This is a genomic window from Luteibacter sp. 1214, from assembly GCF_031455395.1.
GTDB classification, from domain to species: domain Bacteria; phylum Pseudomonadota; class Gammaproteobacteria; order Xanthomonadales; family Rhodanobacteraceae; genus Luteibacter; species Luteibacter mycovicinus.
On record NZ_JAVDSQ010000010.1, the window covers coordinates 14,816 to 39,600 of the forward strand.

General features: G+C 64.2%; 26 protein-coding genes. 13 read left to right on the forward strand and 13 right to left on the reverse strand.

Annotation, left to right across the window (positions count from 1 at the left end; genetic code table 11):
• Positions 1 to 3: 3 nt before the first annotated feature.
• Positions 4 to 225 carry a lipoprotein gene (locus J2X57_RS17875; RefSeq protein WP_043696893.1) on the reverse strand — a complete coding sequence of 74 codons (222 nt, stop codon included), beginning with the start codon at positions 223 to 225 and terminating at the stop codon, positions 4 to 6.
• A 44-nt stretch (positions 226 to 269) separates the two neighbouring features.
• On the reverse strand, positions 270 to 740 hold the full coding sequence (locus J2X57_RS17880; protein ID WP_309869131.1) for a GNAT family N-acetyltransferase: 471 nt from the start codon (positions 738 to 740) through the stop codon (positions 270 to 272).
• A 218-nt stretch (positions 741 to 958) separates the two neighbouring features.
• Here J2X57_RS17880 and J2X57_RS17885 point away from each other — a divergent pair, with 218 nt between their 5' ends.
• Positions 959 to 2,443, forward strand: a complete 1,485-nt coding sequence (locus tag J2X57_RS17885) for a RimK family protein (protein ID WP_090353457.1) — start codon at positions 959 to 961, stop codon at positions 2,441 to 2,443.
• A gap of 6 nt (positions 2,444 to 2,449) precedes the next feature.
• On the opposite strand, the gene J2X57_RS17890 is transcribed toward J2X57_RS17885, so the two are convergent.
• Complete coding sequence (locus tag J2X57_RS17890; protein ID WP_090353460.1) at positions 2,450 to 2,668, reverse strand: hypothetical protein; 219 nt, start codon at positions 2,666 to 2,668, stop codon at positions 2,450 to 2,452.
• Between the two features lie 108 nt (positions 2,669 to 2,776).
• Here J2X57_RS17890 and J2X57_RS17895 point away from each other — a divergent pair, with 108 nt between their 5' ends.
• From J2X57_RS17895 to J2X57_RS17905, 3 genes are read left to right on the forward strand one after another with little or no spacing between them, the layout of a single operon-like run.
• Complete coding sequence (locus J2X57_RS17895) at positions 2,777 to 3,325, forward strand: lipocalin family protein (protein ID WP_309869134.1); 549 nt, start codon at positions 2,777 to 2,779, stop codon at positions 3,323 to 3,325.
• Positions 3,326 to 3,381: 56 nt separating this feature from the next.
• Complete coding sequence (gene aroE, locus J2X57_RS17900; protein ID WP_309869135.1) at positions 3,382 to 4,212, forward strand: shikimate dehydrogenase; 831 nt, start codon at positions 3,382 to 3,384, stop codon at positions 4,210 to 4,212.
• Positions 4,212 to 4,475 carry a YkgJ family cysteine cluster protein gene (locus J2X57_RS17905; RefSeq protein ID WP_309869223.1) on the forward strand — a complete coding sequence of 88 codons (264 nt, stop codon included), beginning with the start codon at positions 4,212 to 4,214 and terminating at the stop codon, positions 4,473 to 4,475. The genes aroE and J2X57_RS17905 overlap by 1 nt, the downstream gene beginning before the upstream one ends.
• Positions 4,476 to 4,484: 9 nt before the next feature.
• Here the strand turns inward: J2X57_RS17905 and J2X57_RS17910 are convergent, their stop codons facing one another.
• From J2X57_RS17910 to J2X57_RS17925, 4 genes are all read right to left on the reverse strand, one after another.
• A complete protein-coding gene (locus J2X57_RS17910; protein WP_309869137.1) occupies positions 4,485 to 5,915 on the reverse strand; it encodes a peptidoglycan-binding domain-containing protein in 1,431 nt (476 codons plus the stop codon).
• Between the two features lie 26 nt (positions 5,916 to 5,941).
• Positions 5,942 to 6,598 carry a lysozyme inhibitor LprI family protein gene (locus J2X57_RS17915; protein ID WP_309869225.1) on the reverse strand — a complete coding sequence of 219 codons (657 nt, stop codon included), beginning with the start codon at positions 6,596 to 6,598 and terminating at the stop codon, positions 5,942 to 5,944.
• Positions 6,599 to 6,731: 133 nt separating this feature from the next.
• The gene (locus J2X57_RS17920; protein WP_309869138.1) at positions 6,732 to 7,046 is read right to left on the reverse strand and encodes a hypothetical protein; all 315 of its coding nucleotides are present in this window, start codon (positions 7,044 to 7,046) and stop codon (positions 6,732 to 6,734) included.
• 51 nt (positions 7,047 to 7,097) lie between these two features.
• The gene (locus J2X57_RS17925) at positions 7,098 to 7,712 is read right to left on the reverse strand and encodes a LysE family transporter (protein WP_309869139.1); all 615 of its coding nucleotides are present in this window, start codon (positions 7,710 to 7,712) and stop codon (positions 7,098 to 7,100) included.
• A 250-nt stretch (positions 7,713 to 7,962) separates the two neighbouring features.
• On the opposite strand from J2X57_RS17925, the gene J2X57_RS17930 reads away from it, so the two are divergent.
• The gene (locus tag J2X57_RS17930) at positions 7,963 to 10,269 is read left to right on the forward strand and encodes a TonB-dependent receptor (protein ID WP_309869140.1); all 2,307 of its coding nucleotides are present in this window, start codon (positions 7,963 to 7,965) and stop codon (positions 10,267 to 10,269) included.
• Between the two features lie 11 nt (positions 10,270 to 10,280).
• On the opposite strand, the gene J2X57_RS17935 is transcribed toward J2X57_RS17930, so the two are convergent.
• Positions 10,281 to 10,739, reverse strand: coding sequence for a DUF4126 domain-containing protein (locus J2X57_RS17935; protein ID WP_309869141.1), 459 nt, complete (start codon positions 10,737 to 10,739; stop codon positions 10,281 to 10,283).
• Between the two features lie 196 nt (positions 10,740 to 10,935).
• Here J2X57_RS17935 and J2X57_RS17940 point away from each other — a divergent pair, with 196 nt between their 5' ends.
• The 8 genes from J2X57_RS17940 to J2X57_RS17975 all read left to right on the forward strand — a co-directional run bounded on the left by J2X57_RS17940 (position 10,936) and on the right by J2X57_RS17975 (position 17,524).
• Positions 10,936 to 11,469 carry an energy transducer TonB gene (locus tag J2X57_RS17940; RefSeq protein WP_309869143.1) on the forward strand — a complete coding sequence of 178 codons (534 nt, stop codon included), beginning with the start codon at positions 10,936 to 10,938 and terminating at the stop codon, positions 11,467 to 11,469.
• Positions 11,470 to 11,557: 88 nt separating this feature from the next.
• Entirely contained in the window at positions 11,558 to 11,854 is a 297-nt protein-coding gene (locus J2X57_RS17945; RefSeq protein WP_309869144.1) for a hypothetical protein, read from the forward strand.
• A gap of 42 nt (positions 11,855 to 11,896) precedes the next feature.
• Positions 11,897 to 12,430, forward strand: a complete 534-nt coding sequence (locus J2X57_RS17950; RefSeq protein ID WP_309869146.1) for a gamma carbonic anhydrase family protein — start codon at positions 11,897 to 11,899, stop codon at positions 12,428 to 12,430.
• A gap of 91 nt (positions 12,431 to 12,521) precedes the next feature.
• Entirely contained in the window at positions 12,522 to 14,567 is a 2,046-nt protein-coding gene (locus J2X57_RS17955; protein WP_309869148.1) for a M3 family metallopeptidase, read from the forward strand.
• A 63-nt stretch (positions 14,568 to 14,630) separates the two neighbouring features.
• Positions 14,631 to 15,398 carry an exodeoxyribonuclease III gene (gene xth / locus J2X57_RS17960; RefSeq protein WP_309869150.1) on the forward strand — a complete coding sequence of 256 codons (768 nt, stop codon included), beginning with the start codon at positions 14,631 to 14,633 and terminating at the stop codon, positions 15,396 to 15,398.
• Positions 15,395 to 16,066, forward strand: a complete 672-nt coding sequence (locus J2X57_RS17965) for a YecA family protein (RefSeq protein ID WP_090353480.1) — start codon at positions 15,395 to 15,397, stop codon at positions 16,064 to 16,066. Before xth ends, J2X57_RS17965 begins: the two co-directional genes overlap by 4 nt.
• 130 nt (positions 16,067 to 16,196) lie before the next feature.
• A complete protein-coding gene (locus tag J2X57_RS17970; protein WP_309869153.1) occupies positions 16,197 to 17,027 on the forward strand; it encodes a pirin family protein in 831 nt (276 codons plus the stop codon).
• A gap of 116 nt (positions 17,028 to 17,143) precedes the next feature.
• Positions 17,144 to 17,524: a hypothetical protein gene (locus tag J2X57_RS17975; RefSeq protein WP_309869155.1), complete on the forward strand. Its 381-nt coding sequence runs from the start codon at positions 17,144 to 17,146 to the stop codon at positions 17,522 to 17,524.
• Here the strand turns inward: J2X57_RS17975 and J2X57_RS17980 are convergent.
• Genes J2X57_RS17980 through J2X57_RS18000 form a run of 5 tightly spaced genes read right to left on the reverse strand, consistent with a single transcriptional unit; the run spans position 17,518 to position 24,730 of the window.
• A complete protein-coding gene (locus tag J2X57_RS17980) occupies positions 17,518 to 20,262 on the reverse strand; it encodes a discoidin domain-containing protein (protein WP_309869157.1) in 2,745 nt (914 codons plus the stop codon). The genes J2X57_RS17975 and J2X57_RS17980 overlap by 7 nt on opposite strands.
• 4 nt (positions 20,263 to 20,266) lie before the next feature.
• Complete coding sequence (locus tag J2X57_RS17985; protein ID WP_043696916.1) at positions 20,267 to 21,088, reverse strand: carbohydrate ABC transporter permease; 822 nt, start codon at positions 21,086 to 21,088, stop codon at positions 20,267 to 20,269.
• The gene (locus J2X57_RS17990) at positions 21,085 to 21,963 is read right to left on the reverse strand and encodes a sugar ABC transporter permease (RefSeq protein WP_036108921.1); all 879 of its coding nucleotides are present in this window, start codon (positions 21,961 to 21,963) and stop codon (positions 21,085 to 21,087) included. The genes J2X57_RS17985 and J2X57_RS17990 overlap by 4 nt, the downstream gene beginning before the upstream one ends.
• On the reverse strand, positions 21,960 to 23,252 hold the full coding sequence (locus tag J2X57_RS17995) for a sugar ABC transporter substrate-binding protein (RefSeq protein WP_309869160.1): 1,293 nt from the start codon (positions 23,250 to 23,252) through the stop codon (positions 21,960 to 21,962). The genes J2X57_RS17990 and J2X57_RS17995 overlap by 4 nt, the downstream gene beginning before the upstream one ends.
• Entirely contained in the window at positions 23,246 to 24,730 is a 1,485-nt protein-coding gene (locus J2X57_RS18000) for a glucoamylase family protein (RefSeq protein WP_036108919.1), read from the reverse strand. The genes J2X57_RS17995 and J2X57_RS18000 overlap by 7 nt, the downstream gene beginning before the upstream one ends.
• Positions 24,731 to 24,785: the final 55 nt, after the last annotated feature.

Consider the following 24,785-nt stretch of genomic DNA (forward strand, 5'->3'; position numbering starts at 1 on the left):
GACTTACTGGTGAATGACGGAGTTGAACGGTGACGACGTCGTCGAGATCGAAGCCGGCGACTCGGCCGTCGTGGTGGCGTGCGCGGGCTGCACGCCGGCCTGCGGCTTGGCCGTGCCGGCTGGGGCGGGCGGCGGCGGAAAATACAGATTGCCCTTCTGGCCGCAACCGGACAGGCCGGCGACGGAGGCAGCGACGAGGGCAAGCGGGAGGATAAGTCGGCGCATGGGCGATTCCCCGAAAACGGCGGCCAGTATAGCCCCGGCTCCGGTCAAAGCGCCTTTTCGAAGCGAAGCGCGTCCGCGCCATCGGCGTAATACGCCGCGTACTCGCCGATCCGCTGGTAACCGAGACGCTCGTAGAGGCGGATGGCGACCGCGTTGTCCTTGCGGACTTCGAGGCGCAGTGCCCGGCAACCACGTGACCGTGCGGCATCCTCGCAGGTTTCGACCAGCGCGGAACCCACACCCTTGCCCTGTGCCTGGGGCGTGGTCGCCAGCGAATAGAGGCGGGCGATGGTGGTGGCCTTGCGGAAGAACACCACGGCGGTACCGAGGAACCGGCGATGGTTGGCGCTGGCGACGAGCACCAGGGCGGTTTCGGAATCCAGGTGCTTGCGGTACTGGGCGCGACTCAGACGATCCTGCGTGAAACTCGATTCTTCGAGCGCGACCAGATCGTCGAGATCGCTGACTTCGGCGCGTCGAACGCGCACCGCGGCGGTAACCGGGGGTGGACGCATGCGCTTGGGGACTCCGGCGCTGGAAGGAGGGGGAAACGGCAAGCGCGGCACTGTAGACCTCGGGGTCCGGCGGATCAATGACTTTTTCATGAATTCGTTCAGGCGAACGTCGGAGGACGCCTTGTGCGTCGCGACATCGCGGCACACACTGCGGCACCGACGAAGCGAACGACTCCCGGTGGAGTCGGTACGAGGCATTCGTCGTCTGTCGAGGTCTCATGAGCCGGCTCGTCATCGTCGTGGAGAAAGCCTCGGACTGGGGCTCGTATTACCCGTCCGCGAATGTGGTCAGCGCCATGGACTATCTGCGCGAGCCCGTCGGCGGCGACGACGAACGCACCCACGTCATCAACCTCTGTCGCAGCTACAAGTATCTGGGCACGGGCTATTACGTGTCGCTGCTGGCCGAAGCGCGCGGTCACAAGGTCATTCCCTCGGTGCGCACGGTGAACGATCTTCGCCGTCGTTCGCTGTACGGCCTGGACATCGACGATCTCAACCAGAAGCTGTCCAACTTCCTGCCTGCCGGTGGCCGTGACACGACCGACTTCGGCGTGCTCGTCTATTTCGGCGAGACGGCCTATCCGGATCTGCAGGATCTTGCGAGGCAGCTGTTCGAGATGTTCCCCTGCCCGCTGATGCGCATCGAATTCGAGCGCGAGCGGGTGTGGCAGGTATCGGCGATCAAGCCGGTCGGCCTGCACACGCTGGACGATGCGCAGGAAGACGCTTTCGCGCAGGCGCTGGACAAGTTTTCGAAGAAACTCTGGCGCAAGCCGCGTGCGCGTCGTCGTTTCCGCTACGACATCGCGATGCTGGTCGATCCGAACGAAACGATGCCGCCGTCGAACAAGAAGGCGCTGAAGCACTTCATCGAAGCGGGTAAACACCTCGGGATCGAGGTGGACCCGATCGGCAAGAACGATTACCAGCGTCTGGCCGAATACGACGGCCTTTTCATTCGTGAAACCACGGCGAGCGACAACCATACCTATCGTTTCGCGCATCGTGCGGAGAAGGAAGGCATGGTGGTGATGGACGATCCGACGTCGATCCTGCGCTGCACGAACAAGATCTTCCTCAACGACCTGATGGTGGCGCGCAAGCTGGCGACACCGGCGACCGAGATCATCTACCGCGACGATGCCAGGCGTCTGCACGAGCTACCCGATCGCCTCGGCCTGCCGATCGTGCTCAAGATTCCCGATGGGTCGTTTTCGCGTGGTGTCGTCAAGGTCGAGACACGCGAGGCTCTGGAAAAAGCCGCGGGCGAACTGTTCTCGCACAGTGCGCTGCTGATCGCGCAGGAATACCTGTACACCGAATACGACTGGCGTATCGGCGTACTCAATCACGAACCGCTTTATGCGTGCCAGTACTACATGTCGCGTGGCCACTGGCAGATCTACAACCACGGCGCCAAGGGCACGGCCAAGTCGGGCGGATTTCGGACCGTGCCCGTGCGTGACGCGCCCCCGGAAGTGGTGAAGCTCGCGCTCAAGGCGACGCAGACCATTGGCGACGGTCTCTACGGGGTCGACCTGAAGCAGGTAGGCGACAAGCCGGTGGTGATCGAGGTCAACGACAACCCGTCGATCGATGCGGGCGTCGAGGATGCCTACCTGGGCGAGGACCTGTACCTGCGGATCATGCAGGAGTTCCTGCGCCGGCTGGAGCTGAAGCGGCTGGGTATCCCGACCTGAGGCGGATCACCGCCGAAACAGGGCCACCAGCAACGACACCGGCAACCCCGGCTTCATCGCCACCAGCACGCTGGCCGGCGCCAGCAGCAACCAGAACACCGGCGTCCAGCCCAGTGTCTCGCTATGCCCCGACAACGGGGTGACCAGCAGCACCAGGGTGCCAAGGGCCAGCCAGACCATGGCGATCAGTGCACGGATACGGCGGGGCGAGAGCGTGTCGTTCATGGCGGCATTCCGGAAGACGAGGTGTCGAGGTGGAGGCTAGGCGCCCCGCGTCTCAAAATCCGCGACCCGTTGACCCGCCGTTGATGCCGACCGGCGGAAGCTAGCCCCATGAAACGAATCCCGATGACGTTACTCGTGGTGGCCGGCATGGCGACTGCCTCCTGCGCGGCCGACGCGCCCCTCCAGGCCGTCGATCACGTCGACCTGCCCCGTTACATGGGCACCTGGTACGTCATCGGCAACATTCCCAACTTCGCCGAGCGCGGCAAGGTCGCCACCGCCGACGAGTACCGGCTGAAGCCGGACGGGACCATCGACAACCTCTACCACTACCGGAAGGGCTTCGATAAGCCCGAGAAGATCTGGCACGGCAAGGCATGGCTGCCCGATCCGAAGGACACCGCCCGCTGGAAGGTCCAGCTGCTCTGGCCGTTCCGCTCCGACTACACGATCCTGGCCCTCGACCCCGATTACCGGGTGACCATGGTCGGCCTGCCTTCGCGGAAGCTGCTGTGGATCATGTCGAAGGACCGGACCCTGGACGACGCGTCGTATCAGCGTCTGCTCGAGCAAGCGCGGGCGCAGGGTTTCCCGGTGGAGCAGATGCGTAAGGTTCCGCAACGTCCCGAAGACGCGGGCAAGCCCGGATTCCAGTAGCCGTTGCTAGAATCCGCGCACGGATCGTGAGTCCGGATCGAGAGCCAGGAGCCTCCATGAGCGCTGAAGCGCACCGTTACGCCGTCTTCGGTCACCCGATCGCGCATTCGCTGTCCCCGCAGATCCATGCCGCCTTCGCCGGGCAGCTGGGCATCCAGCTCAGCTACGAGGCCATCGATGCCGCGCCCGCCGAATTCGAAGAAGCCGTCCGCCGGTTCTTCGCTGAAGGTGGCCTGGGCGCCAACGTGACGCTTCCCCACAAGGAAGCGGCTTTCGCGCTGGCCACCGAGCGCACCGACGCCGCCGCCCGCGCGGGTGCGGTCAACACCCTCACCGCGCTGGTCGGCGGCAAGATTCAGGCACACAGCACCGACGGCAGCGGATTCGTCCGCGACGTCACCGAGCGCCACTCGCTCGATCTGCGCGGCCATGACGCCCTGCTACTGGGTGCCGGCGGCGCGGCCAAAGCCGTGGCCTGGGCCCTGATGGACGCCGGCGCGCAGACGCTGACCATCGTCAACCGCACGCCCGAGCGCGCCGACGCCATCGCCGACGCTATCGGCGAGCCTGCCCGCTGCCATACCCGTTACTGGGACGGCCTCGACGGCGAGTGCTTCGATCTGGTCGTCAACGCCACCTCCATCGGCGTCACCGGTGGCACCTTCGACCTGCCGATGTCGATCCTGCAGGACCACAGCACCTGCTATGACCTGTGCTACGGCGCCGCCGCGGCGAGCTTCAAGGGCTGGGCGACGGCCGCCGGCGCGCGGTACTTCCGCGATGGTCTGGGCATGCTGATCGAGCAGGCCGCCGACGCGTTCGAGCGCTGGCATGGCCAGCGGCCGGATACGGACCCGGTCTATAAGCTGCTTCGCCAGCGGTTCTGATCGTGGCCTTGTCCTGCCGCGCTGGCTGCGGGGCTTGCTGTATCGCCCCGTCTATCAGCTCACCCATCCCCGGCATGCCGAACGGCAAGCCGGCGGGGGTGCGCTGTATCCAGCTGACCGATGACAATCGCTGCGCGATATTCGGACGATCGGACCGACCGGACGTCTGCGGTCAACTGCATCCCGAACCGGCAATGTGCGGCTCGAACCGGGATTACGCGGTCGCTTGGCTTGACGAGCTCGAACGCTCGACAAGCCCTTAAACGGCAGCGTCAGGGGCCCTGTTGTCGCACCTGACCAGCGTTGGACTGCTGGAGATCGGCCTGCTGCTGGCGCTCTTGAGTCTGTTGTTGCTGTAAAGAATTAAACTGGCCCATAGCCGCTGGCCATCTCTCCGCACTCAATTCCACAGGCGTGTTCAACGCCTGCACGGTCGGAACGCTGGTATGTCTGTCGAAAAAATGATCTCGGATGCCGGGAGGTCGCTCCACGGCCCAAATTAGGCTGGCATCGTCGCTGAGTTCAACCTGATCGATTCGGCGAAGGCCATCATTCCTCGCACACACAACCAAAGCTCCGGCGGCATTCGCGCTACGCTCATCAGGCTCTCTGCCGTGACGGCGATCAAGGTCATGTACCAAGCCAAGCGTGCTGGTGAACAGTCCATTGTCCGGGTGAGCGGGGTCATCCAGCCGACACGCACCGTGCTGCGACCCGACGTCACCACGCCTAGCCGAGGCATCATGCGCCGCCGCTTGCTCTGACAGCGCCCTTAGCGTCTGCGGACCGGCGACGCCATCGTCCGAAAGATTAGACGCGCGCTGAAAAGACTGCACTGCAGCACGCGTCGCGGGTCCCAAATGACCATCCGCAGTCAACGGCTGACCGTCGGCATCCGTATAGCCAAGCCGATTCAGCGTCTCCTGAAGCTCGCGAGTATGAGCAGATGCATCGTGGTCGGGTTTTGCATGGTTGCCATGCGGAACGGTGGCGCCAAGGCGCGGTGACGGATGGTTTGGATCAGGCGTCGAGGACACCCCCAGGCTTTCGAGGCCCTGTGTGAGGCGACTGGCGCGCCCGTCAGCCGCCATCTTGTTGGATGTCGCGTAACCTGTTGCAGCAACGAATTCCTTTATATCGCTGCGGGTGACTGTGTTCCCTTGAAGCTGCAGAGACCCACCCGGCATATTGACAGCGTGGCCTTCAAGGTAAGCAAGCATCGTATTCGGCGCAGTTCGGGGTGAGCCGACGTTGTCTATCCCATATTGGTTGTCATAGTCGGCCAGCGCCAGCTGGAGTTCCGGGCTCGCGGCAATGGCTGCGCCCACCTCAGGGTTCCTCGCGCTGATCCGTTCCACTACTTGGCCGATACGCGAGACGGCGTCATCCAGTTGCCGGTTCGTAAACTCATCAAGCGCCGCTTGGGGCACGCGAGCCAACTGCGCGTCCAGCTCAGCCCGCTTCGCATGGCTCAACCCGCCCTGCTGAGACAGATCTGCAACCTGGCTATCGGAAAATCCGTTCTGTTTAAGGAACCCTTGTACATTACCGTGATTCGAGCCCACGTCGAACTGCAACAGCCCGAATGAATATGTACTCGACCCTGTACCCGCATAGCTGAAAGTATTCAGTGTCGCGGGATTGTTATCCGTCTCGGTTTTATACAGCAGCTGGCGAAGCTGGTCCGATGTCATCTCCGTCATATACAACTCTCCTTGTATGTCGACTATTAACCGCCGTAGCACTTATTGTCGGTGAACTCTCGGAGCTCATCGTTGGATCCCGTCACGACAGGTTCCATGGCAAAACGCCCATTCATGTCATCGTTGCAAATCTTCACGGGTCGTCGCGCCCCTCCCTCTTTCAATGTGCAGAAGGCGCCAAACGTATGATTCGAATCCTTGAAGCCCACGGGTAGGTCGATCAGCCGGTCACAGCCTAAGATGACTCCCTCACTTCGCTGCTTCTTAAGCGACTGATTGAAAGATTCAATTCTCGCCGCAGAATCGCGGAACGTCACTACACTTCGGCACGACTTTCCATCAGGTATGTCGCACGCTGCGCTATTGAAAATCACGCGACTATTTTTCGCTAAAAGGTCAACCCGTCGCTTGTATGCAGAATCGAGGCAATCGTTCGTCTCACACACATCGCGAACGTAACGGATCCAATGACGTTGCTCGATCAACAGCCGAGGTTTGCTGGTTTCCTCGGCAGCATTGAAAGCGTCCTTGTAAGCCTCGGACATCTTGGAATCGAGGGCTGACAGATCGGGGCTGGAGCACACAAGGTGCTCGGCTTGCGATGAGGCTTTAGCGCAATCGAAGCCGGCAGCGGATGCGGGGACGGCGAAAAACAGGAGAGATAAAGCTACAGTCCATCGCATAAAAGACACTCGACATCCTCCGGTGACATTGCTTAGAACCGAATCTTACACATTCCTGGGCCGGAGTCCGAGCGTCAGGCCCCGTTCGATGAGAGCGTTTGGCTAAGCGCGGCACTGAGGCCTGTGGTTCAGCTCACTCGGCCGAAGCCACGCCCTGTCCGTCACACGTGTACGTCGCCTGGTAGTCGTAGATCTCCTTTTGATACTGGTCGACGGCTGCCGTCGCGGGCCTTGCCAGCACCAGCTGGATCGTATTGACGGCCGGGTCAGCGCATTGCTGCCGAGCCTGAGTGATGCACGGTTGTTCGCTCATCGCATCCGTCTGGCAAGACACCTGGATCGGCTTCACCCAAGTCGTCGCGGTGACAGGCGCCGGCGGCGCAGTAGCGCACCCCGCCAGCATCGCCAGCGCGAGGGCGGGCCAAAGAAGACGGGTGATGGCGCTCATCGGATTCTCCTGCTTGGGTCGAGCCTAGGCTGGCCGTATGGCCGGATGTCTTCAGCGAACCAGTTGGCGAATCCCCAGCGCGACGATGACCGATCCACAGATCCGGTCGATCCACGCCTTGCCGCGGCGGTAGCGGACGGCCACGCTAGGGGTGGCGAACACCACTGCGACGAAGCCGTACCAGAGCGAGGCAACCACCGCGACTGTGGCGATCATGCCGATGAAAGTCGGCAACGACACATGCTTCGGTGCCGCCGATGCGAACACGGCCGCATAGAACGCCATCGATTTCGGATTCGCGATATTGGTCGCGAAGCCGGCGCGGAAGGATTGCAGATAGCTGCCCCTCTCCAGCTGCATGACCGCGGTGCCCGCGCCGCCCGCCTTGACCAGCAGGCGTCCACCGAACCAGATGAGGTAAGCGGCACCCGTGACCTTCACCGCCAGGGCGATCCACGGGAAGGTGGCGAACACGATGCCGATGCCGAGAATCGCGCAGCTGGCCCAGAACAGGTTGACCACCACCACGCCGCCGACCATGGCCAGTGCCTCGCGATGACTGGTGGAGGCCGCCTTGTGCGCCACTGCGACGAAGTTCGGTCCCGGGATGACCACGCCCACCGCGTAGACGGAGAAGACAGTGGCGATGGCGGCCCAGTCGATCATGGGGCAGGAACTCCGCGCTGGGGAAGGCGATACCCGAAGGTAGCGGGTTCAGGTCTCCATGTCATCGCCCCGGATGGATGGCACCTTGAAAGGGCACGGACGGCTAAACGTCCGCGCGAAGATCGAAAGATCCTGCGTCGGTCGACACGGTCACATATTCGTCGACCGTCAACCAGCCGTCATCTGCGAGTAAACGACGTTACATGCGCAGCCATGAGTCTCATCGGTTTATTCCTCCAGGGACCCACCGATGACGTTCGCACGTGCTTCGCTTCGTCGTACCGCACTTGCCACAGCGCTTGCACTTTCGCTGCACGCCGGCTTCGTCCACGCTTCTGATGACGACAAGGGCAGCCCCGCCGCCGACACGTCGGCAGCCACGAACAAGGATCCCAAGCAGCTCGAAGCCGTCTCGGTCATCGCACCGGGCGAAACGCGCCAGGTTCAGAGCATCGGCATCGACGAGATCGTGCGTCAGCAGACGCCGGGCACCAGCGCGTTGAAAGCACTGGATAAACTGCCGGGCGTGCAGTTCCAGTCCGCCGATCCCTGGGGCGCCTACGAGTGGTCCACGCAGATCACGCTGCACGGCTTCGACCAGTCGCGACTGGGCTTCACCCTCGACGGCATTCCGCTGGGCACCATGGGTTATGGCGTGACCGACGGTCTGCAGGTCACCCGCGCGATCACCTCGGAGAACCTGGCGACGGTGGAACTGGCGCAGGGCGCGGGTGCGCTGGGCACCGCCTCCAACACCAACCTCGGTGGCACCGTGCAGTTCTATTCCGCCGACCCGGATATGAAACCGAGCGTGCGCTTCAATCAGGTCATGGGTTCCGACTCCACCAGGCGCACCTTCGTGCGTGCGGACAGCGGTGACTACCACGGCTTCTCGATGTACGTGTCGTTCGACCACGCCGATACCGACAAGTGGAAGGGCTATGGCGATCAGAAGTCGAACCAGGCGAATCTCAAGGCGTTGTACCAGTGGGGTGACGGCAACCGCGTGAGCCTGTTCGTCGACAGCAGCAAACGCAAGGAATACGACTACATGGATCTGTCCCTGACCAGCCAGAAGGCGCTGGGCTGGAACTGGGACTATCTGCAGCCGGACTGGAATACGGCGGTCGGTATCGCCAATGCGCTGAACGGCAACGGCGCGTATCCCGCCTCGCTCAATGCGCTGCCGGCCGACTACGACAAGGGCGACGCCACGTATTACGCCGGTGGCGGTATCCGTCGTGACACCCTCGCCGGGCTGTCCGGTTCGTTCAATCTGGGCGGCGGCGTCACACTCGATACGACGGGTTACTATCACGCCGATCGTGGCGAAGGTCAGTGGGCCACGCCGTACCAGGCGTCCTCGCCTACCGTGCCGATCTCGATGCGCACCACCGACTACGGCCTCGATCGCTACGGCCTGACCTCGGCACTGAAGTTCTCGCTGGGCAACAACGACATCGAAGTCGGCGTGTGGGGTGAAAACGCCAACACCAACCAGGAGCGCAACTTCTTCACCCTCAGCGGCCAGTACACCTCGCTCTATACCGTGTACAACGACCAGTCGCCGTTCCTGCGCGCGTTCCTGCAGCATTACGAGACCAGGACCCGCATGGGTTATGCGGAGGACACGATCCATCTTCTCGACGACGCCCTGACGATCAACGTCGGCGCGAAGTCGCTGCGCGTGACAACCGACGCCACCTCGCTCGTGCCGACCACCGCGTTCGCGCAAGGGCAGATGAAGGCGAGCAAGGGCTTCCTGCCGCAGGCTGGTGTCGACTATAAGCTCGACGCCAATCAGGACATCTATGGTTCGTACGCGAAGAACATCGCCGCGTTCGGCATCACGCCCTTCAGCACGTCGCAGGCGTCGTTCGATGCAGCGAAGAGCCAGCTGAAGCCGGAAGAGTCGCAGACCTGGCAGGTCGGTTACCGCGCACACGGCGAAACTTTCGAGGCATCGCTTGGCCTTTTCTATACGCGTTTCGAAAACCGACTGCTCGTCACCACGCCGTGCCCGGCCGTGGTCACCTGCGCCTCCTCGCTCAACAACGTCGGTGACGTGAAGAGCAAGGGCGCCGACCTCGCCTTTCTGTGGAAGCCGGTCAGCGGCCTGAGCTGGCTCAACTCGCTCTCGTACAACAACTCGAAGTACCAGGACGACTACCAGAACGCCGGTACCGTCGCGACGGCGGACAAGTACGTGGTCGGCGTACCGAAGACGATGTTCTCCAGCTCGGTCAACTACGAGTTCTCCGGCTGGCGCGCCAACCTCGAAGCCAAGTACACGGGCCGGCGTTACATCACCTATACGAATGACTCGGCCGTGCCGTCGTACTGGGTGGCCAACGCCGGTATCGCGTACGACTTCGGTGCGGTCTCGGTGTTCAAGGCGCTGAGCATCGGTGCCAACGTCACCAACCTGTTCGACAAGCGCTACTTCGCCTCCACCGGTACCAACGGCTATGTCGCCTCCGACCCGGACGGCTACAACCAGACCTTGATGGCCGGCGCGCCGAGGCAGTACTTCGTGAACCTCAACGCGCAGTTCTGACCGGTCTGGTCTCAGGCGGCGCAGACCACCGCGACCGCCAGCACGATCGCCACGGCGTCCTCGATGAGGGCGGCGGGGCGATCGCTGCGGAAAGCGGCGGCCATTTTCGCGCGTACCGCCGAGCCGCCGAGCGTGCCGATGACGGCACCGGCGACGCCCGCGACGATGCCGCCTGTCAGCATGGCGTGAGCCGCGCCGATACAGCCGCCGGAGAGCCCGCCCAGCACGATCCGGGCGCCGAACTGCGGCGGAACCTTGCGGCTGGGCGTCTTCGGTAGCTGGTCGGTGACCAGTTCACCGAGCGCCGCGATACCGAAGATCCAGGGTGTCCAGGCGTAACCCATGAAGGCGAGCGGCGTGCCGGTCAGCGCCAGGCCGCCGAAGCGCGCCGCGAAGGCAACGGCAGCCGGGGCCATCATGGCGCGGAGACCGGCGATAACGCCGATGAGCAGGGCAAGCAGCAGGATCATGGCGGCGTTCCTTTCCTGGAGGTGCGGCCATTCAAGCGCGGCCGGTGGAACGGGGATTGATCAAAACCATCCTTGCATCGGTTTCTCGAGGCCCACCGTAGCGGAATTGCAACAATGCGGCGGGAACATGTCCCGCCCGCCGGGGCCGTCCGACAGGGGGCCGGCCTGGTCGCGGGCGGTTCCCCCGGATCTCCCCATGTCCAAGCCAAACATCGCCGCGGTTCCCCGCCGCGCGATCATCACCATGGTCATCGCGGCTGCGGCCCTCGCCGGTACAGCCGCGGTCATTTTGCACCAGCGTACGACCGCCACGGCCGAAGCCAGCCTGGCCGATCTCGCAGCGGCCGCTCCCGCGAACGCGGGCAGCGACCCGTCGGGCGTCGACATCCTGCTGGGGCTCGCTCGTGACGCCACGCGCGAAGGAAGGCTGATCGCCCCTCAGGGCAACAATGCCTACGAGTACTACCTCAGCGTGCTGCAGCTGGAAGCGAACAATGCCACCGCGCAGGACGCGCTGCGTGAGACGCTGCCGTTTGCCTCCAGGGAAATCGAGCGGCAGATCAACCGTCGTGACCTGGAAGACGCACGTCGCGAGATCGCGTTGCTTCGCGACTACGATCCGACGAACTACACCCTGATCATTCTGGGCGCCAAGCTCGATGCCCAGCAGCAGGTGATCACGGCCGAGGATGAGGCCAGGGCCGAGCAGATCCGCCGCCGCAACGGTTGACCGATCGATGGAGGTGCGACGGGATTCATGAACCGTCGCACCCTCCGGCGGCATAATCCACGCTCCCCCAGGCAAGGAGCCTCGCCCAATGCATCGTCTCGCTGTTCTCTTTTTCACCGCCGTGCTCGGCGCCGCAGCCCTCGTGGCCTGCCAGACCGCTCCGGCCGCTCAGCCGAAACCTGTCGCCGGATTCGTCACCGACATGAAAGCCTTCGACGAGTTCATCGCCACGAAGCCGACGCCTGCGCAGTTCCACGCGGCCTATCCCGATGTCACGCTGGTCACTCCGGACATGATGAGCACCCGGGAAATGCGCCAGAACAACAGCCGTTACTTCCCCAAGCTGGACAGCGAAGGCCGGATCATCGGCGGCTCGTTCATGTAACCGGCCGGGCGGGCCGATGGCGCGAGGGTTTAGAATCGCGCTATGACCCACTCGATCCGGCCCTTCAAGGGCATCCTTCCCCGCCTTGGCGCCCGCGTATACGTCGACCCGGCCGCCACGGTTATCGGCGATGTCGAACTGGCCGACGATGTCTCGGTCTGGCCCGGCGCGGTGGCCCGCGGTGACGTGCACCACGTCAGCATCGGTGCGCGCAGCAATCTGCAGGATGGCGCGATCATTCACGTCACGCACGACGGCCCATACAGCCCGGGCGGCTTCCCGACGATCATCGGTGAGGACGTCACCATCGGCCATGGGGCGGTCATCCACGCCTGCACCATCGAGGATGCCTGCCTGATCGGCATGCACGCGACCGTGCTCGACGGCGCGGTCGTGAAGAAATACGGCTTCGTCGGCGCGGGGACGGTCATCCCGCCGGGGAAGATCGTGGGCGAGCGCGAACTCTGGCTGGGCAATCCCGGCAAGCTGGTCCGCGTGCTGAGCGACAAGCAGGTCGAACAGCTCTATTACTCGGCCGCCAACTATGTGCGCCTGAAAGACGACTACCTGGCCTGACTGGCCCTGAACGTTGCGTCCGGCGCGACGCACTGCCGCTTGATTTGCCTCCCTCAGGGCTCCACGCTGGGTGCCTGAGAGGAGATCGACCATGGATACCAGCACCAACCCGCTTCTTGATCCGAACGGCCTGACGACGTTCTCGGCCATCCGTCCGGAACATGTCGAGCCGGCCATCGACAGCCTGATCGCCGCCGAACGTGCCGCTATCGATGCCATCGCGGCGGCCGATGCGCCGCGCGACTTCGAGCACGTGATCCTGGCCCAGGAGCGCCTCGACCAGACCATGTCGCGCGCATGGTCGCCCGTCAGTCACCTGCACTCCGTCGCCGACTCCGAAGCGCTGCGCAAGGCGCATGGCGCCGCGGAAGAAAAGCTCACCGAGCATGGCATGGAAGTCGGCCAGAACCGCGACCTCTACGCCGCCGTGCAGGCCGTGGCCGACCGTGCGGATTTCGCGGAGCTGCCGGTGGCCGAGCGCGCGGCCGTCGAGCACGCGCTGCGCGATTTCCGCCTGTCCGGCGTCGCGCTCGAAGAGCCTGCGCGCACCCGTTTCCGCGAGATCGGCGTCGAGCTGTCGCGGCTGACCACCGAGTTTTCCAACGCCGTGCTCGATGCCTCCGAGGCCTGGCACAAGCACATCACCGACGAACGCGACCTGGCCGGTATCCCGGCGTCGGGCCGTGCGGTGCTGCGCGAATACGCACGGGAAGAAAAACTCGACGGCTACCTCGTCACCCTGAAACAGCCCAGCGTGCAGGCCGTGCTGACCTACGCCGAAAACCGCGATCTGCGTGAGGCCGTCTACTACGCCTACCAGACCCGCGCCTCGGACCAGGGCCCGGACAAGGGCAAGTTCGACAACTCCGGGCGCATCGAGAAGATCGTCGCGCTGCGCCACGAGGCCGCCCAGCTGCTCGGCTTTGCCAACGCCGCCGAAGAATCGCTGGCGACCAAGATGGCCACCTCGCCCGAGGTCGTGCTTCGCTTCCTGCGCGACCTCGCCGCGCGGGCCAGGCCGGTCGCGAAGAAGGAACTGGAAGAGCTCCGCCACTTCGCCTCCGAAACACTGAAGATCGACAACCTCGAGCCGTGGGACGTCGGCTTCGCCGCCGAGCGCCTGCGCCAGCAGCGTTATGCGCTGGACGAGGAACAGATCAAGCCGTACTTCCCGGCCTCCGCAGCCATCGACGGCCTGTTCATGGTGGTGGAGCGTCTGTACGGCGTCCGCTTCGTGCCGCGCGACGACGTGGACACGTGGAACAGGGATGTGAAGTACTACGACGTGGTCAATGCCGACGGCAGCGTATTCGCCGGTGCCTACCTCGACATGTACGCGCGCTCGGGCAAGCGCGGCGGCGCCTGGATGGACGTGGCAGCCTCGCGTTTCCGCGACGGCGAGCAGCTGCAGCTGCCGATCGCCTACCTGACCTGCAACTTCCCGCCGCCGACCGACGGCGCGCCGGCGCTGCTCACCCACGACGACGTGCTCACCCTCTTCCACGAGTTCGGCCACGGTCTGCATCACATGCTGACCGAGGTGGATATTCCGTCCATCAGCGGCATCGAGGGCGTGGAATGGGATGCCGTGGAACTGCCCAGTCAGTTCATGGAAAACTTCGCCTGGGATCGTCAGGCCCTGCGCGAATTCGCCCGCCATTACGAGACGGGCGAGCCGCTTCCGGATGAGCTGTACCAGCGGATGCTCGACGCGCGCCACTTCCACGCCGGCTTGTTCCTGGTCCGGCAGCTGGAGTTCGGCCTGTTCGATTTCCTGCTGCATCTGGAATACGACCCGGCCGTCGGCGCCCGTCCGATGGACGTGCTGGAGAAAGTTCGGCATGAAGTGGCCGTGCTGCATCCGCCGGCCTGGCAGCGTTTTCCGCACGCCTTCACCCACGTCTTCGCCGGCGGCTATTCGGCCGGGTACTACAGCTACCTGTGGGCCGAGGTCCTGTCCGCCGACGCGTTCGAGCCCTTTGAGGAAGCTGGCGTGCTCGACCGGGCGACCGGCGAGCGGTTCCGCAAGGAAGTGCTGGCGGTCGGCTCGACCCGGCCGGCGCTGGCGTCGTTCACGGCGTTCCGCGGCCGGGAACCTCAGCCCGACGCTCTGCTGAAGAGCTACGGCCTGGCCTGAAGTCCCGGCGGGAGCTGGCGTCCACCGCCCTAGCCGCGCGCGGCTTTCCTTTACAATGGCGCGATGAAGATCGCGTCGTGGAACGTCAACTCGCTCAAGGTCCGCCTGCCCCATGTCCAGCAATGGCTGGGGGAGGCGCGGCCCGACATACTGGCGTTGCAGGAAACCAAGCTCACCGACGACAAGTTCCCGGCGGACGAAATCGCCGCGATGGGCTATCGCTCGGTGTTCTCCGGGCAGAAGACCTATAACGGCGTCGCCATCCTCGCCCGAGAGGAGCTGACCGATGTCGTCACCGACATCGACGGTCTGGACGATCCGCAGCGCCGGATCCTGGCGGCTACCGTCGGCGACATCCGCGTCGTGAACCTGTATGTGGTCAACGGCAAAGCGCTGGGTGACGAGAAGTACACCTACAAGCTGCACTGGCTGGCGCGGGTACGTGATTTCCTCGAGGCCGAGCGCGCCAGGCACGAGAAGCTGGTCGTTCTCGGCGATTTCAACATCTGCCGCGACGATCGCGACGTCTACGATCCCGTGGCATGGGGCGAGGACATCTTCTGCTCGCCGCCGGAACGCGCCGCCATGCAGGCGCTGCTGGACGTCGGTCTTCACGACAGTTTCCGTCTTTTCAACGAAGATGCCGGCCTTTTCAGCTGGTGGGATTACCGCCAGGCGGGATTCCGCCGCAACCTCGGTCTGCGGATCGACCTCATCTTGATCAGTGATGCGCTCAAATCCCTGGCGACCTCGTCGATCATCGACAAGGCACCGCGCACGTGGGAACAGCCGTCCGACCACGCGCCCGTCGCGCTGGAGTTGAAGCTTTGAACACACCCAAGTCCGAATGGCCGAGCTCGCTGGATGACGCCGAGCTCGAAAAACTCGACATCTATCTGCGCGCCCACGGCAACGACGGCGATCTGATGCTCGACGGCGTCCATGGCCTGTTGTCGGCGATCGCGGTCGGTCCGCTCGAGGTCAAGCCCGAGGAATGGCTGCACGAAGTGCTGCACGACGCCTTCGAGGACGAAGACGAAGGCAATGCCGTGCTCGCCCTGCTCGCCAAGCTCAACGATTCGATCAGCGCCGAGCTCGACGTCGACGCCTACGAGCCGATTCTCGGTGAAATCGACACCGAGGATGGCCCGATGCTGTCGGCGGCTGGCTGGTGCGAAGGTTTCAGCCGCGGCATCGACATGCGTGCGCAGCTCTGGGAAAACCGCCTGGCGGAAGACGCGAATCTGATGCAGCTGCTGGGACCGATCATGGCCCTGGCGGTCGATGAGGGCGTGCTGCAGGCGGATGCGGAGTTCGAGAAACTGACCGACGACGAATACGACGAATGCCTGGGTCAGCTGCCCGAGGTGCTCAATGCCGTCGGTGAGTACTGGCGGACCAACGGCCCGACCGAAGACGAGCTCAAGGCGATGACCCGCCCGCGCGGCGAGAACGAAGACGGTCCGCCGCGGCAGCGTTCCGGACACTGGGTGCACTGAGCGCATCACCGGTCCTGACGGCGATCCGTGCGGCAGTGCAGCCATTCGCGGAACAGTCCGTTCTTGTCAGACGACTTGGTCTCCCGTGCGAATACCGGCATCTTGTAGCGACCGAATCCGGAGCACCGTCATGACCCAACGAATCATCGTCCGCCGCGTGCGCGGCATGGATACCGCCGACGGCGCCGGCGTGAAGCTGAAGCGTGTCATTGGCCAGCCGGCCCTCGACATGCTCGACCCGTTCCTGCTGCTGGATGAATTTCGCTCGGATCAGGCGGGCGACTACATCGAAGGCTTCCCGGACCACCCGCATCGCGGCTTCGAAACCGTGACGTACATGCTCGCCGGTCGCATGCAGCATGGCGACAACAAGGGCAATCGGGGTGACCTCGGTCCCGGCAGCGTCCAGTGGATGACCGCCGGTAGTGGCCTGATTCACTCCGAGATGCCGCAGCAGGAAGCCGGCCTCATGTGGGGCTTCCAGCTGTGGGTGAACCTGCCCGCCTCGGACAAGATGATCGCCCCGCGTTACCAGGACATTCCGCCCGGCGACATTCCGGTCGTGCAACCTGCCGATGGCGTGACGGTTCGCGTGGTCGCCGGTGAACTGGCTGGCGCGACGGGACCCGTATCGGGCATCGCCACCCAGCCGGTCTATCTGGACATCGCCCTCGACGCAGGCGCCCGTTTCGATCTCAGCCTCCCCGAGGGGCACAGTGCGTTCGCCTACGTTTTCGACGGCACCTCGGCGACGGTCGCGGGCGGGCCGCTGGCGCGCAGCGAACTGGCCGTGCTCTCGAAGGGAGATACGGTCAGCTTCGCCGCCGGTGAAGCCGCGCGTGTCCTTCTCGTGGCGGGGCGGCCGCTGGACGAGCCGGTTGCCCGCTACGGCCCGTTCGTCATGAATACGCCGGCACAGATTCACGAGGCGATCGCCGATTTTCGCGCCGGTAAGTTCTGATTCGGCGATGATCCGAAACTGAACAAATGCCGTGAGTTCCCTCCGCCGTTTAACCGGCGGACGGGAAGGCCTAGCTACGATCGGCCCCCTACGCATTCGCGAAGGTTTCATTGCCCATGCGCTTTTTGCTCACCATCGTGCCACTCAGTGCGGCATTGATCATCGCCGCCTGTTCGCCGTCTTCGCCGGAGGCGGCGTCCGGTGCTCCCGCATCCGCGACGTCCTCGGCCGCAGCCTCCGCCCCGTCGGACGGCACGCCCGCTCCCGGCAAGACAGCCCCGGCCAACGCGGCGCTGGGCTCGCCCGAATGGTATGCCTGGGTCGACAGGACGCTGGCGGTCAGTGATGACGGGCACGGCCCCCGGCCCGAGACCCCGGCGTGGAATCAGGCGGTGAATACCAAGCTCGGTCAGGAAGCGCCGCAGGCGGCGCCAGGTTCGGCGGAGTGGCAGCAGGCGGTGGATGCGCTGCTGCGGACTCGCGTGGCGACTCACTGAAGCGGCGCGGTCAGGCTCGTCCGGCCCTTCTCCACCTTCACTTCTCCCGAAGGCAATGACAAGACCACCCCGCCCGGCGGGTCGATCGGCTGGGTGATGGTCAGCACGGCTTTCCCATGCGTCGCCTTCAACGTGTACCCGAAGCGCCCATAGGGCGTGCGCAGATCCCGGATCGCGATGCCCTCGCCCGCCAGCCAGTCAGGCTGCACACCGGCGGCGACCACCACCGACCGATCCGCCGCGCGGTCATAGGCGAACAGATCGAGCGCCGAGCGCACATAGTCCGAGGCGATCCACGCGTGCGGCATGTCGCCGACGAAGCGAGGCTCGCGCGGATCTCTCCCGACCACCTCCGCCCATTGATTCCACGCGGCCGGACGACGGTCCGCAAAGAAGAAGGCGATGAGGTCGCCCACCCGGTCGCGCCAGCCAAGCCGGACAAAGCTGGCGATCGTGCGCAACTCGTAAGGGGTGTAGTCCTTCCAGGCGGTCTTGCCGTCGCGTCGCGCGACAAAGCTCTGCCAATACGTCTCGAACGTGGCGTCGACCAGCGCCTTCGGCAGGCGTGCCTGCTCGCCACCCGGTGACAAGGCGATGGTCGTCGAGGTCGCATCGAAGTCACCCAGCTCCGCCGAGCCGGGAATGAAGTCGATGCCCTTCTCCTTCACCGCCGCGGCGATCGATGCATCCAGGTCGCCGCGGAACTGATCGCGTGAACGGCGGAACGATGCCTGCTCTTCGGCATGTCCGAGTACGCCGGCAAGATCGACCGCGTCGTCGTAACCCTTGAGCGCCCAGAAGTCGTCCCAGTACGAATGCATCGGCTTGGTCGAATAGCCTTCGTGGCTGATCGATGCAGGCATCAGGCCGTACAGCGCACGGTCCGGACCCTGCAGACGTGTGGACTGTCGTTCGCTGGCCCGTAACGTTTCCATGTACGCGACGGCGCGAGTCACGTGCGGCCACAGCGCGTCGAGCGCCTCGCGATCGTGCGTGTAACGCCACAATTCGGCGATGCTGAAGATCAACTCCCCCGGGCTGTCGTTCTCCGGTACGGGGTCGGAACCCCTCGCATCCACGCAGCAGGGCACTTTTCCGTTCGAAAACTGATGCGGTGCGTACCAGCGGACGAACTCGGCCGCGACATCTTCGTGGCCTGTGCGCAGCAGGCCTTCGAGCATCATCGCGCCATCGCGTACCCAGGTGCGCGAATACGAGCGCGTACCCGGTTGCAGCGCCGGACCGTCACGGGATATCAGGATCTGCGCGATCCCGCTCCGCAGGGTGTCGACCACGGGCTGCGCCTGCGCGGGCACGCGTACATCGACACGGTCGAGCTTGTCGCGCCATAGCGCCGCCACCGCATCCGCACGGGCCGACAACCACTGCCCAGCGCTGGACGGCAGCGTCACGTCATCGGTCTGCTTCACGGGAATCACGACGCCGAGGTCGACATGCCCGTGTGCAGGCACATGGACGTCATACAGCAGCGCGCCCTGTGCGAACCCGTCATCCGCATGGATCGAGCGCACGACCGGGCGTTGGCCCGCATCCAGCCGTTCGGTCAGGGTCGTCGGCTGGCTGGCGCTTGCCACGAACGACGATGTCGGCTGCAGGGGAATGATCTTGCGCACACCGTTGACGGTGAGTGCATGACCGTCCCACGCGAGGTCTCGCACCGGACTCGTTCCGCCCGGCGCATTGAGAAACTGGGTGGGCGGATTGACCTGAAACGGACGCGTCGCCAGGGCCAGCGTCAGGTCGCGCGCCGCGTCGCCGTCATTGGCGAGGCGATAGCTCACCACCAGTTGCGATGCGCCCGGCGCCCCCTGGGCGAAGGCGCTCGTGGTGAGCGACACGTCGCCCTTCTTCCACTGCACCGACGGCATCGGCAGGTAGCGGTCGCGCAGCGCTTGCGTCGTCGTGACGTCGGCCCACGTAAGCAGCTTGCCGTTGTCGATCAGGAACGGCTCGACGGAAAAGCCACCCCGTGCGATCTCGACCGCCCCGTCCTCGGAAATCAGTGCGGAGTCGCGGCTGCCACCATCTACACCGACGATCGTCCAGTACGATTGTTCACCCGAAAATCCACGCGGATAGAGACCGCGCCGCACCTGTTTCGCCCTGGCTTCGAACACCGCATTGGCCGTCGGCACCGCGGCGGGCACGGCCTCGGGCCGCCGTGCGCTCAGTGTCAGGTTATCGAAGCACACCGATCCGCGGTTCGGCTGTCCGTCGCGAAGGCTTTCCTTGTAGACGACGAACTCCACTTCCCGCGTGCGCCGCAAGGTGCGGTCCCTGACCGGCCCCCATGCGAACTCCACCTGCCGGCTGCTCGCCTCGATCGTCTGCCACGATGCGGTCGGCACGAAGGACGGCTTCTGGAACCACCACACGTTGTCGCCCGTGTCGTCGATCAGCTTCAGCTGCAACGTGTTCGGCGGCATCTGTCCGCGCACGTCGAAGCGCAGGACGAAGCCTTCCGGGAATTCGATCGGCAGCAGCTTCTTGAGGGAAGCCGCGCCGGATACGCCGTTGAAGTCGTAGTCGAGACAGATCGCCTGCCCCTGGGCGCCAGCCACGGTACGCAACGATGCCGAGACATCGTCGGTATGCGTGGCGCTCCATCCCGTCGCGGTATCGAAACTGTCCAGCACACGTGCGCTCTCGGTTGCGGCAACGGGCAGGACGAGCAGGCAACCCGCGAAAGCCAGCAAAAACGGTGCGAGACGCGACATCGAGTTATCCCTTGACGCTGCCCATCAGCAGGCCTTCGAGGTAATACCGCTGCAAGGCGAGAAACAGCACCAGCACCGGCAGGATCGTAACGACGGAACCGGCCATCATCAGCTCGCTGTCCTGCACGTGTTCACGCGACAGCGATGCCAGCGCGATGGGCAGCGTGTAATGCTCCTGTCCCGTCAGCGCGATCAGCGGCCACATGAAATCGTTCCACGCGGCGAGGAAGGTGAAGATCGCCAGCGTGACCATGATCGGCTTGAGCAAAGGCATGACGATGGTGGCGAAGATGCGGAACTCGCCCGCACCGTCGATGCGGGCGGCCTCCATCAGATCGTTCGGGATGCCACTCGCATACTGGCGAACGAGGAAGATGCCGAAGATGGTCGCCAGCGCCGGAACGATGACCGCGCCATACGTGTTGACCAGTCCCATGTACTTCAGCAACAGGAACAACGGCAGCATCGCCACCTGGGCCGGAATCACCAGCGCGCCGAGCAGCATCTGGAAGATCCGCTGGCGACCCCTGAACTCCAGCTTGGCGAACGCATAGCCGGCCATCAGGTTGAAGGCGAGCGACACGACGGTGATCGCGGTGGAGATCAGCAGACTGTTGAACAGGTACCGACCCATGCCCGCGTTGAGGAAGAGCTGACGATAGTTGCCGAAGGTCCAGTGTGTCGGCAAGACGGGCGGAGGCAATGCACTGGCCTCGCCCGGCGTCATGAACGACACCGAGAGCATGTACAGCAAGGGCGCGATCGCGATACCGGCCGCACCGATCAGCAGGCCATTGATCAGCGCTTTCGCGATGCGCGGGCTCATGCCGGCTCTCCCTGCTTCGACAGGCGAAGCATCGCGGCGGTAACCGCGAACATGATCACGAAGAGGATGAAGGCGACGGCCGAAGCCGAGCCGAGGTTCCACCACTTGAAGCCTTCTTCGTACATCAGGTACAGCACCGATGTGGTGCTCTGCAACGGGCCACCTTCGGTCATGACATACGGCTCGGCGAACAGCTGAAAGTAACCCGACACCGTGAGGATGCTGACCATGACCATCGTCGGTTTCAGCATCGGCAGCGTGATGTGACGGAACTGCGCCATCGCCGAGGCGCCATCGATGCGTGCGGCTTCGTAGAGATCGCCGGGAATCGCCTGCAACCCCGCCATGAAGATGATCATGTTGTAGCCGAAGTTCTTCCATACGGCGAACAGGATGATCGTGGGCATGGCCCAGTGCGGATCGCCCAGCCAGTCCACCGTCGGCAGGCCGATGTTGTCGAGCACGTAGTTGATCAGGCCGTACTTGGTGTTGAACAGGTAGCGCCAGATCACGGCGACGGCCACCACGGTCGTCACCACGGGCGCGAAGAGCGCCGTACGAAAGAACGGTTTGAACCGGGCCAGCGGCGAGTTGAGCAGCATCGCGGCACCGAGCGACGCCATCAGCGACAGCGGCACACCGACCACGACGAAGTACACGGTATGGCCCAGCGCCGACCAGAACAACGGACGCTGCAGCAGCGACCAATAATTCTGCAAGGCGACGAAACGCAGGTTGCGGATATCGGCGAGCGCGTAGAGGTCGTAGTCAGTGACCGAGAGCACCAGCGCGGCGATCACCGGCAACAGAAAGAACAGGCCGAGCACGATCATCGCGGGCGTGATGAACAACCAGGCGGCGCGGGAGGTATTCATGGGCTTGCCTTGTGACCGTGGTCGAGCATCCAGCGACGTTTCTCGAGCAGACGGTCCGCACGACGGTCGATCTCCGCCGCCGCATCGTCCACGGAGATGTCGCCATGCGATGCCTGCGCGGCGACCAGCTGCATCTCGGTGACGATGCGCTCCCACTCCGCGACGGGCGGAATCGGCTTGGCGCGGTCGAGCTGGTCGCGGAAGGCGGCCGCCTTGTCGTCGTTCTTCAGGGCGGGGGCATCCCACGACGACCGGCGCGGCGGCATGTCGCCGAGGATCTGGTAGAAGCGCTCCTGGATGGCCGGTCGCGAGAGAAACTCGACCAGTGCCCACGCGTCGTCCTTATGCTTCGACTGACGGAAGATCACCAGGCTGGAACCACCGGCGTTCGAGGCGCCCGGTCCGTTCGGTCCCGGCAGGGCCACGGTCCCCCAGTCGCCCTGTTGCTCCGGTGGCAGCCGCTTGCGGAATTCGCCGATGTTCCACGGGCCGGACAGGTAGAACGCGTAGAAGCCCTGGCCGAACGCGGCCCACGGGTTGCCCACGCCGACATTGGTCATCATCGGCGCCTGCTGGTCCTTGAACATCGACACGTAGAAACCCAGTGCCTTTTTGAAACCGGCGCTGCGGAAGTTGCCGTAACGACCGCCATCGCGAAGCAGCGGCTCGTCCTGCTGCAGGGCCAGCGACAGCAGCTGTTCGAATTCGTTGGTCGGCAACAGTACGCCATATGTCTGACCCACCGGCCGGGCCAGCTTGACCATCATCGCCTTCCACTCCGCCCAGTCACGCGGCGGGTGGTCGTAGCCGACCTTAGCCAGCAGGTCCTTGCGATAGAACAGAAGTCGCGTATCGACATACCAGGGCACGCCGTACAGGGTGCCGTCGATGACGTTGGTCGACCAGATGGCGGGAAAGTAATCCTTCGGATCGATCACCTTCGACGCGGCGACGCGTGCATCGAGCGGCTCGATCGCGTCCAGCGCGACCATCTCGGGCACCCAGGTGTTGCCGAGCTGGGTGAGATCCGGCGTCGAATCGCCCGCGTACGCGGTCAGCAGCTTCTGGTGCGCGGCCGTCAGCGGCAGCTGCTGCACTTCGACATGCAGACCGGGATGTTCACGCTCGAACTCGGGCAGCAGCCTGGCCACCGCTTCGCCTTCGCGACCGATGGTCCAGAACTGCAGGGTCCGTGAACCGTCTTCCCGCTTCGCGCAGCCAGCCACCGCGGCGCCAGTGAGGACCAGCGCCGCGGTCATGCGTAACAGACGGGTGGCGCGCTTCACCATAGGTTGGCGGCCGTTTCCGCATCGAGCCAGCCACCCGTAAAGCCCGCGCGCTGCAGGCCCTTGCGGATGTACGGGTTCTTTTTCATCACGCTCCACACGAAATCGCTGCGGTAGTTCTCGATCATCAGCACGATGGGACCCTGATCGATGCCCAGGTGCACGGTGTCGGCCCAGCCGAAGCCCGGAATGATCCGGCCCGTGCGCACCTCGGTATGCGTATCGAAGGTCAGGTTGAACGCATCGACGAAGCCGTACTTCGTGTAGATGTTCGCGCCGTACTTCTTCTTCATTTCTTCGAGCGCGGGGATCACGATTTCCGGCGCGAACGCGATCGAGCCACCCGCCGCCGTGGGCACGATGGTGCCGTCGTCGGAGATGTAATCGAGTCCCGCACCACGCGCGGTGTAGCCCTGGTAGGTCCGCTCGCGGTCGCCCTGCTTGATGATCAGGCCGCCGGGACCGTTACTGGCCGTGAGGCCCCAGACGTTCTTGCCGTAACCGTTCCAGCCGCCCGGGTTGGCGACGGCATACGCCTGCTGCGAGTAAGTCGCGCGACGGCTGTTCTCGAAATAATCCATATCGTGCGAACGGCCCCAGGCATCGCGGATGCCGCGGAAGTCCACCCACGTGTGACTGTACTGGTGACCGAACATCGGTGCGAAGTTGAGGAAGGTCTGCCCGTGGAATTTACCCCAGGTCTTGTCGTACGTCTTCGTCCAAGCCTGCCACGCATCGTCGCCCACCGGGTGCGTCGGTGAGCCCAGCGCGAGGATATAGACCAGCATGCCTTCGTTGTACCCGGCCCAGTCGTGCGGAATCATCTTGCCGCCCGGCGTCCAGCCCATGCTGATCAGCGCGCCGTGGTTCTGTGCCCACGGCCATTCCACGCGCCGGTAGATCGCATCGGCGAGATCGCGGATTTCCTTCTCCTTCGCGTCGTCGCGATCGAAGTAGCTCTGCGCGAACAGCACGCCGCCGAGCAGTAGCGTCGTGTCCACCGTAGAGACTTCGACCCAGCGCGCCTCGCGCTTGCCCGTCTCCATGTTCAGGAAGTGATAGAAGAATCCGTGGAAGCCGGTAGCTTCGTCTTCGCTGTCGTTCTGCGGCGCATCGTTGAAGAAGCGCAGCGTGGCCAGCGTGCGGTCGATCGCCTGGTCCCGCGTGATGTAGCCGCGCTCGACGCCGACACCGTACGCCGTCAGGCCGAAACCGACCGAGGCGATGGAGGCGAACGACTGCGTGGGGTAGTGATCGGGAACCAGCCCGTTGGTCGGATTGCCGCTGTCCCAGAACCACTGGAAGGTGCGCTTCTCGAGGTCGGCGACCATCGGCGGAACGGGGTGCAGATCTTTCAGGCTGGCGACGGAGGGGGTGTGCTTGACCTTCATCGGTGCGTTCTGCGCCATGGCGAACGGGGCTGCCAGGGCGAGCAGTGCGCCCAGTGCGAGGGAAAGACGCTTGAACTTGGTGGCTTGCATGACGTGGATCCTTTCGCGCGTAAACGTTTACGGCCGCGAGGCAAATAAAAGTCCC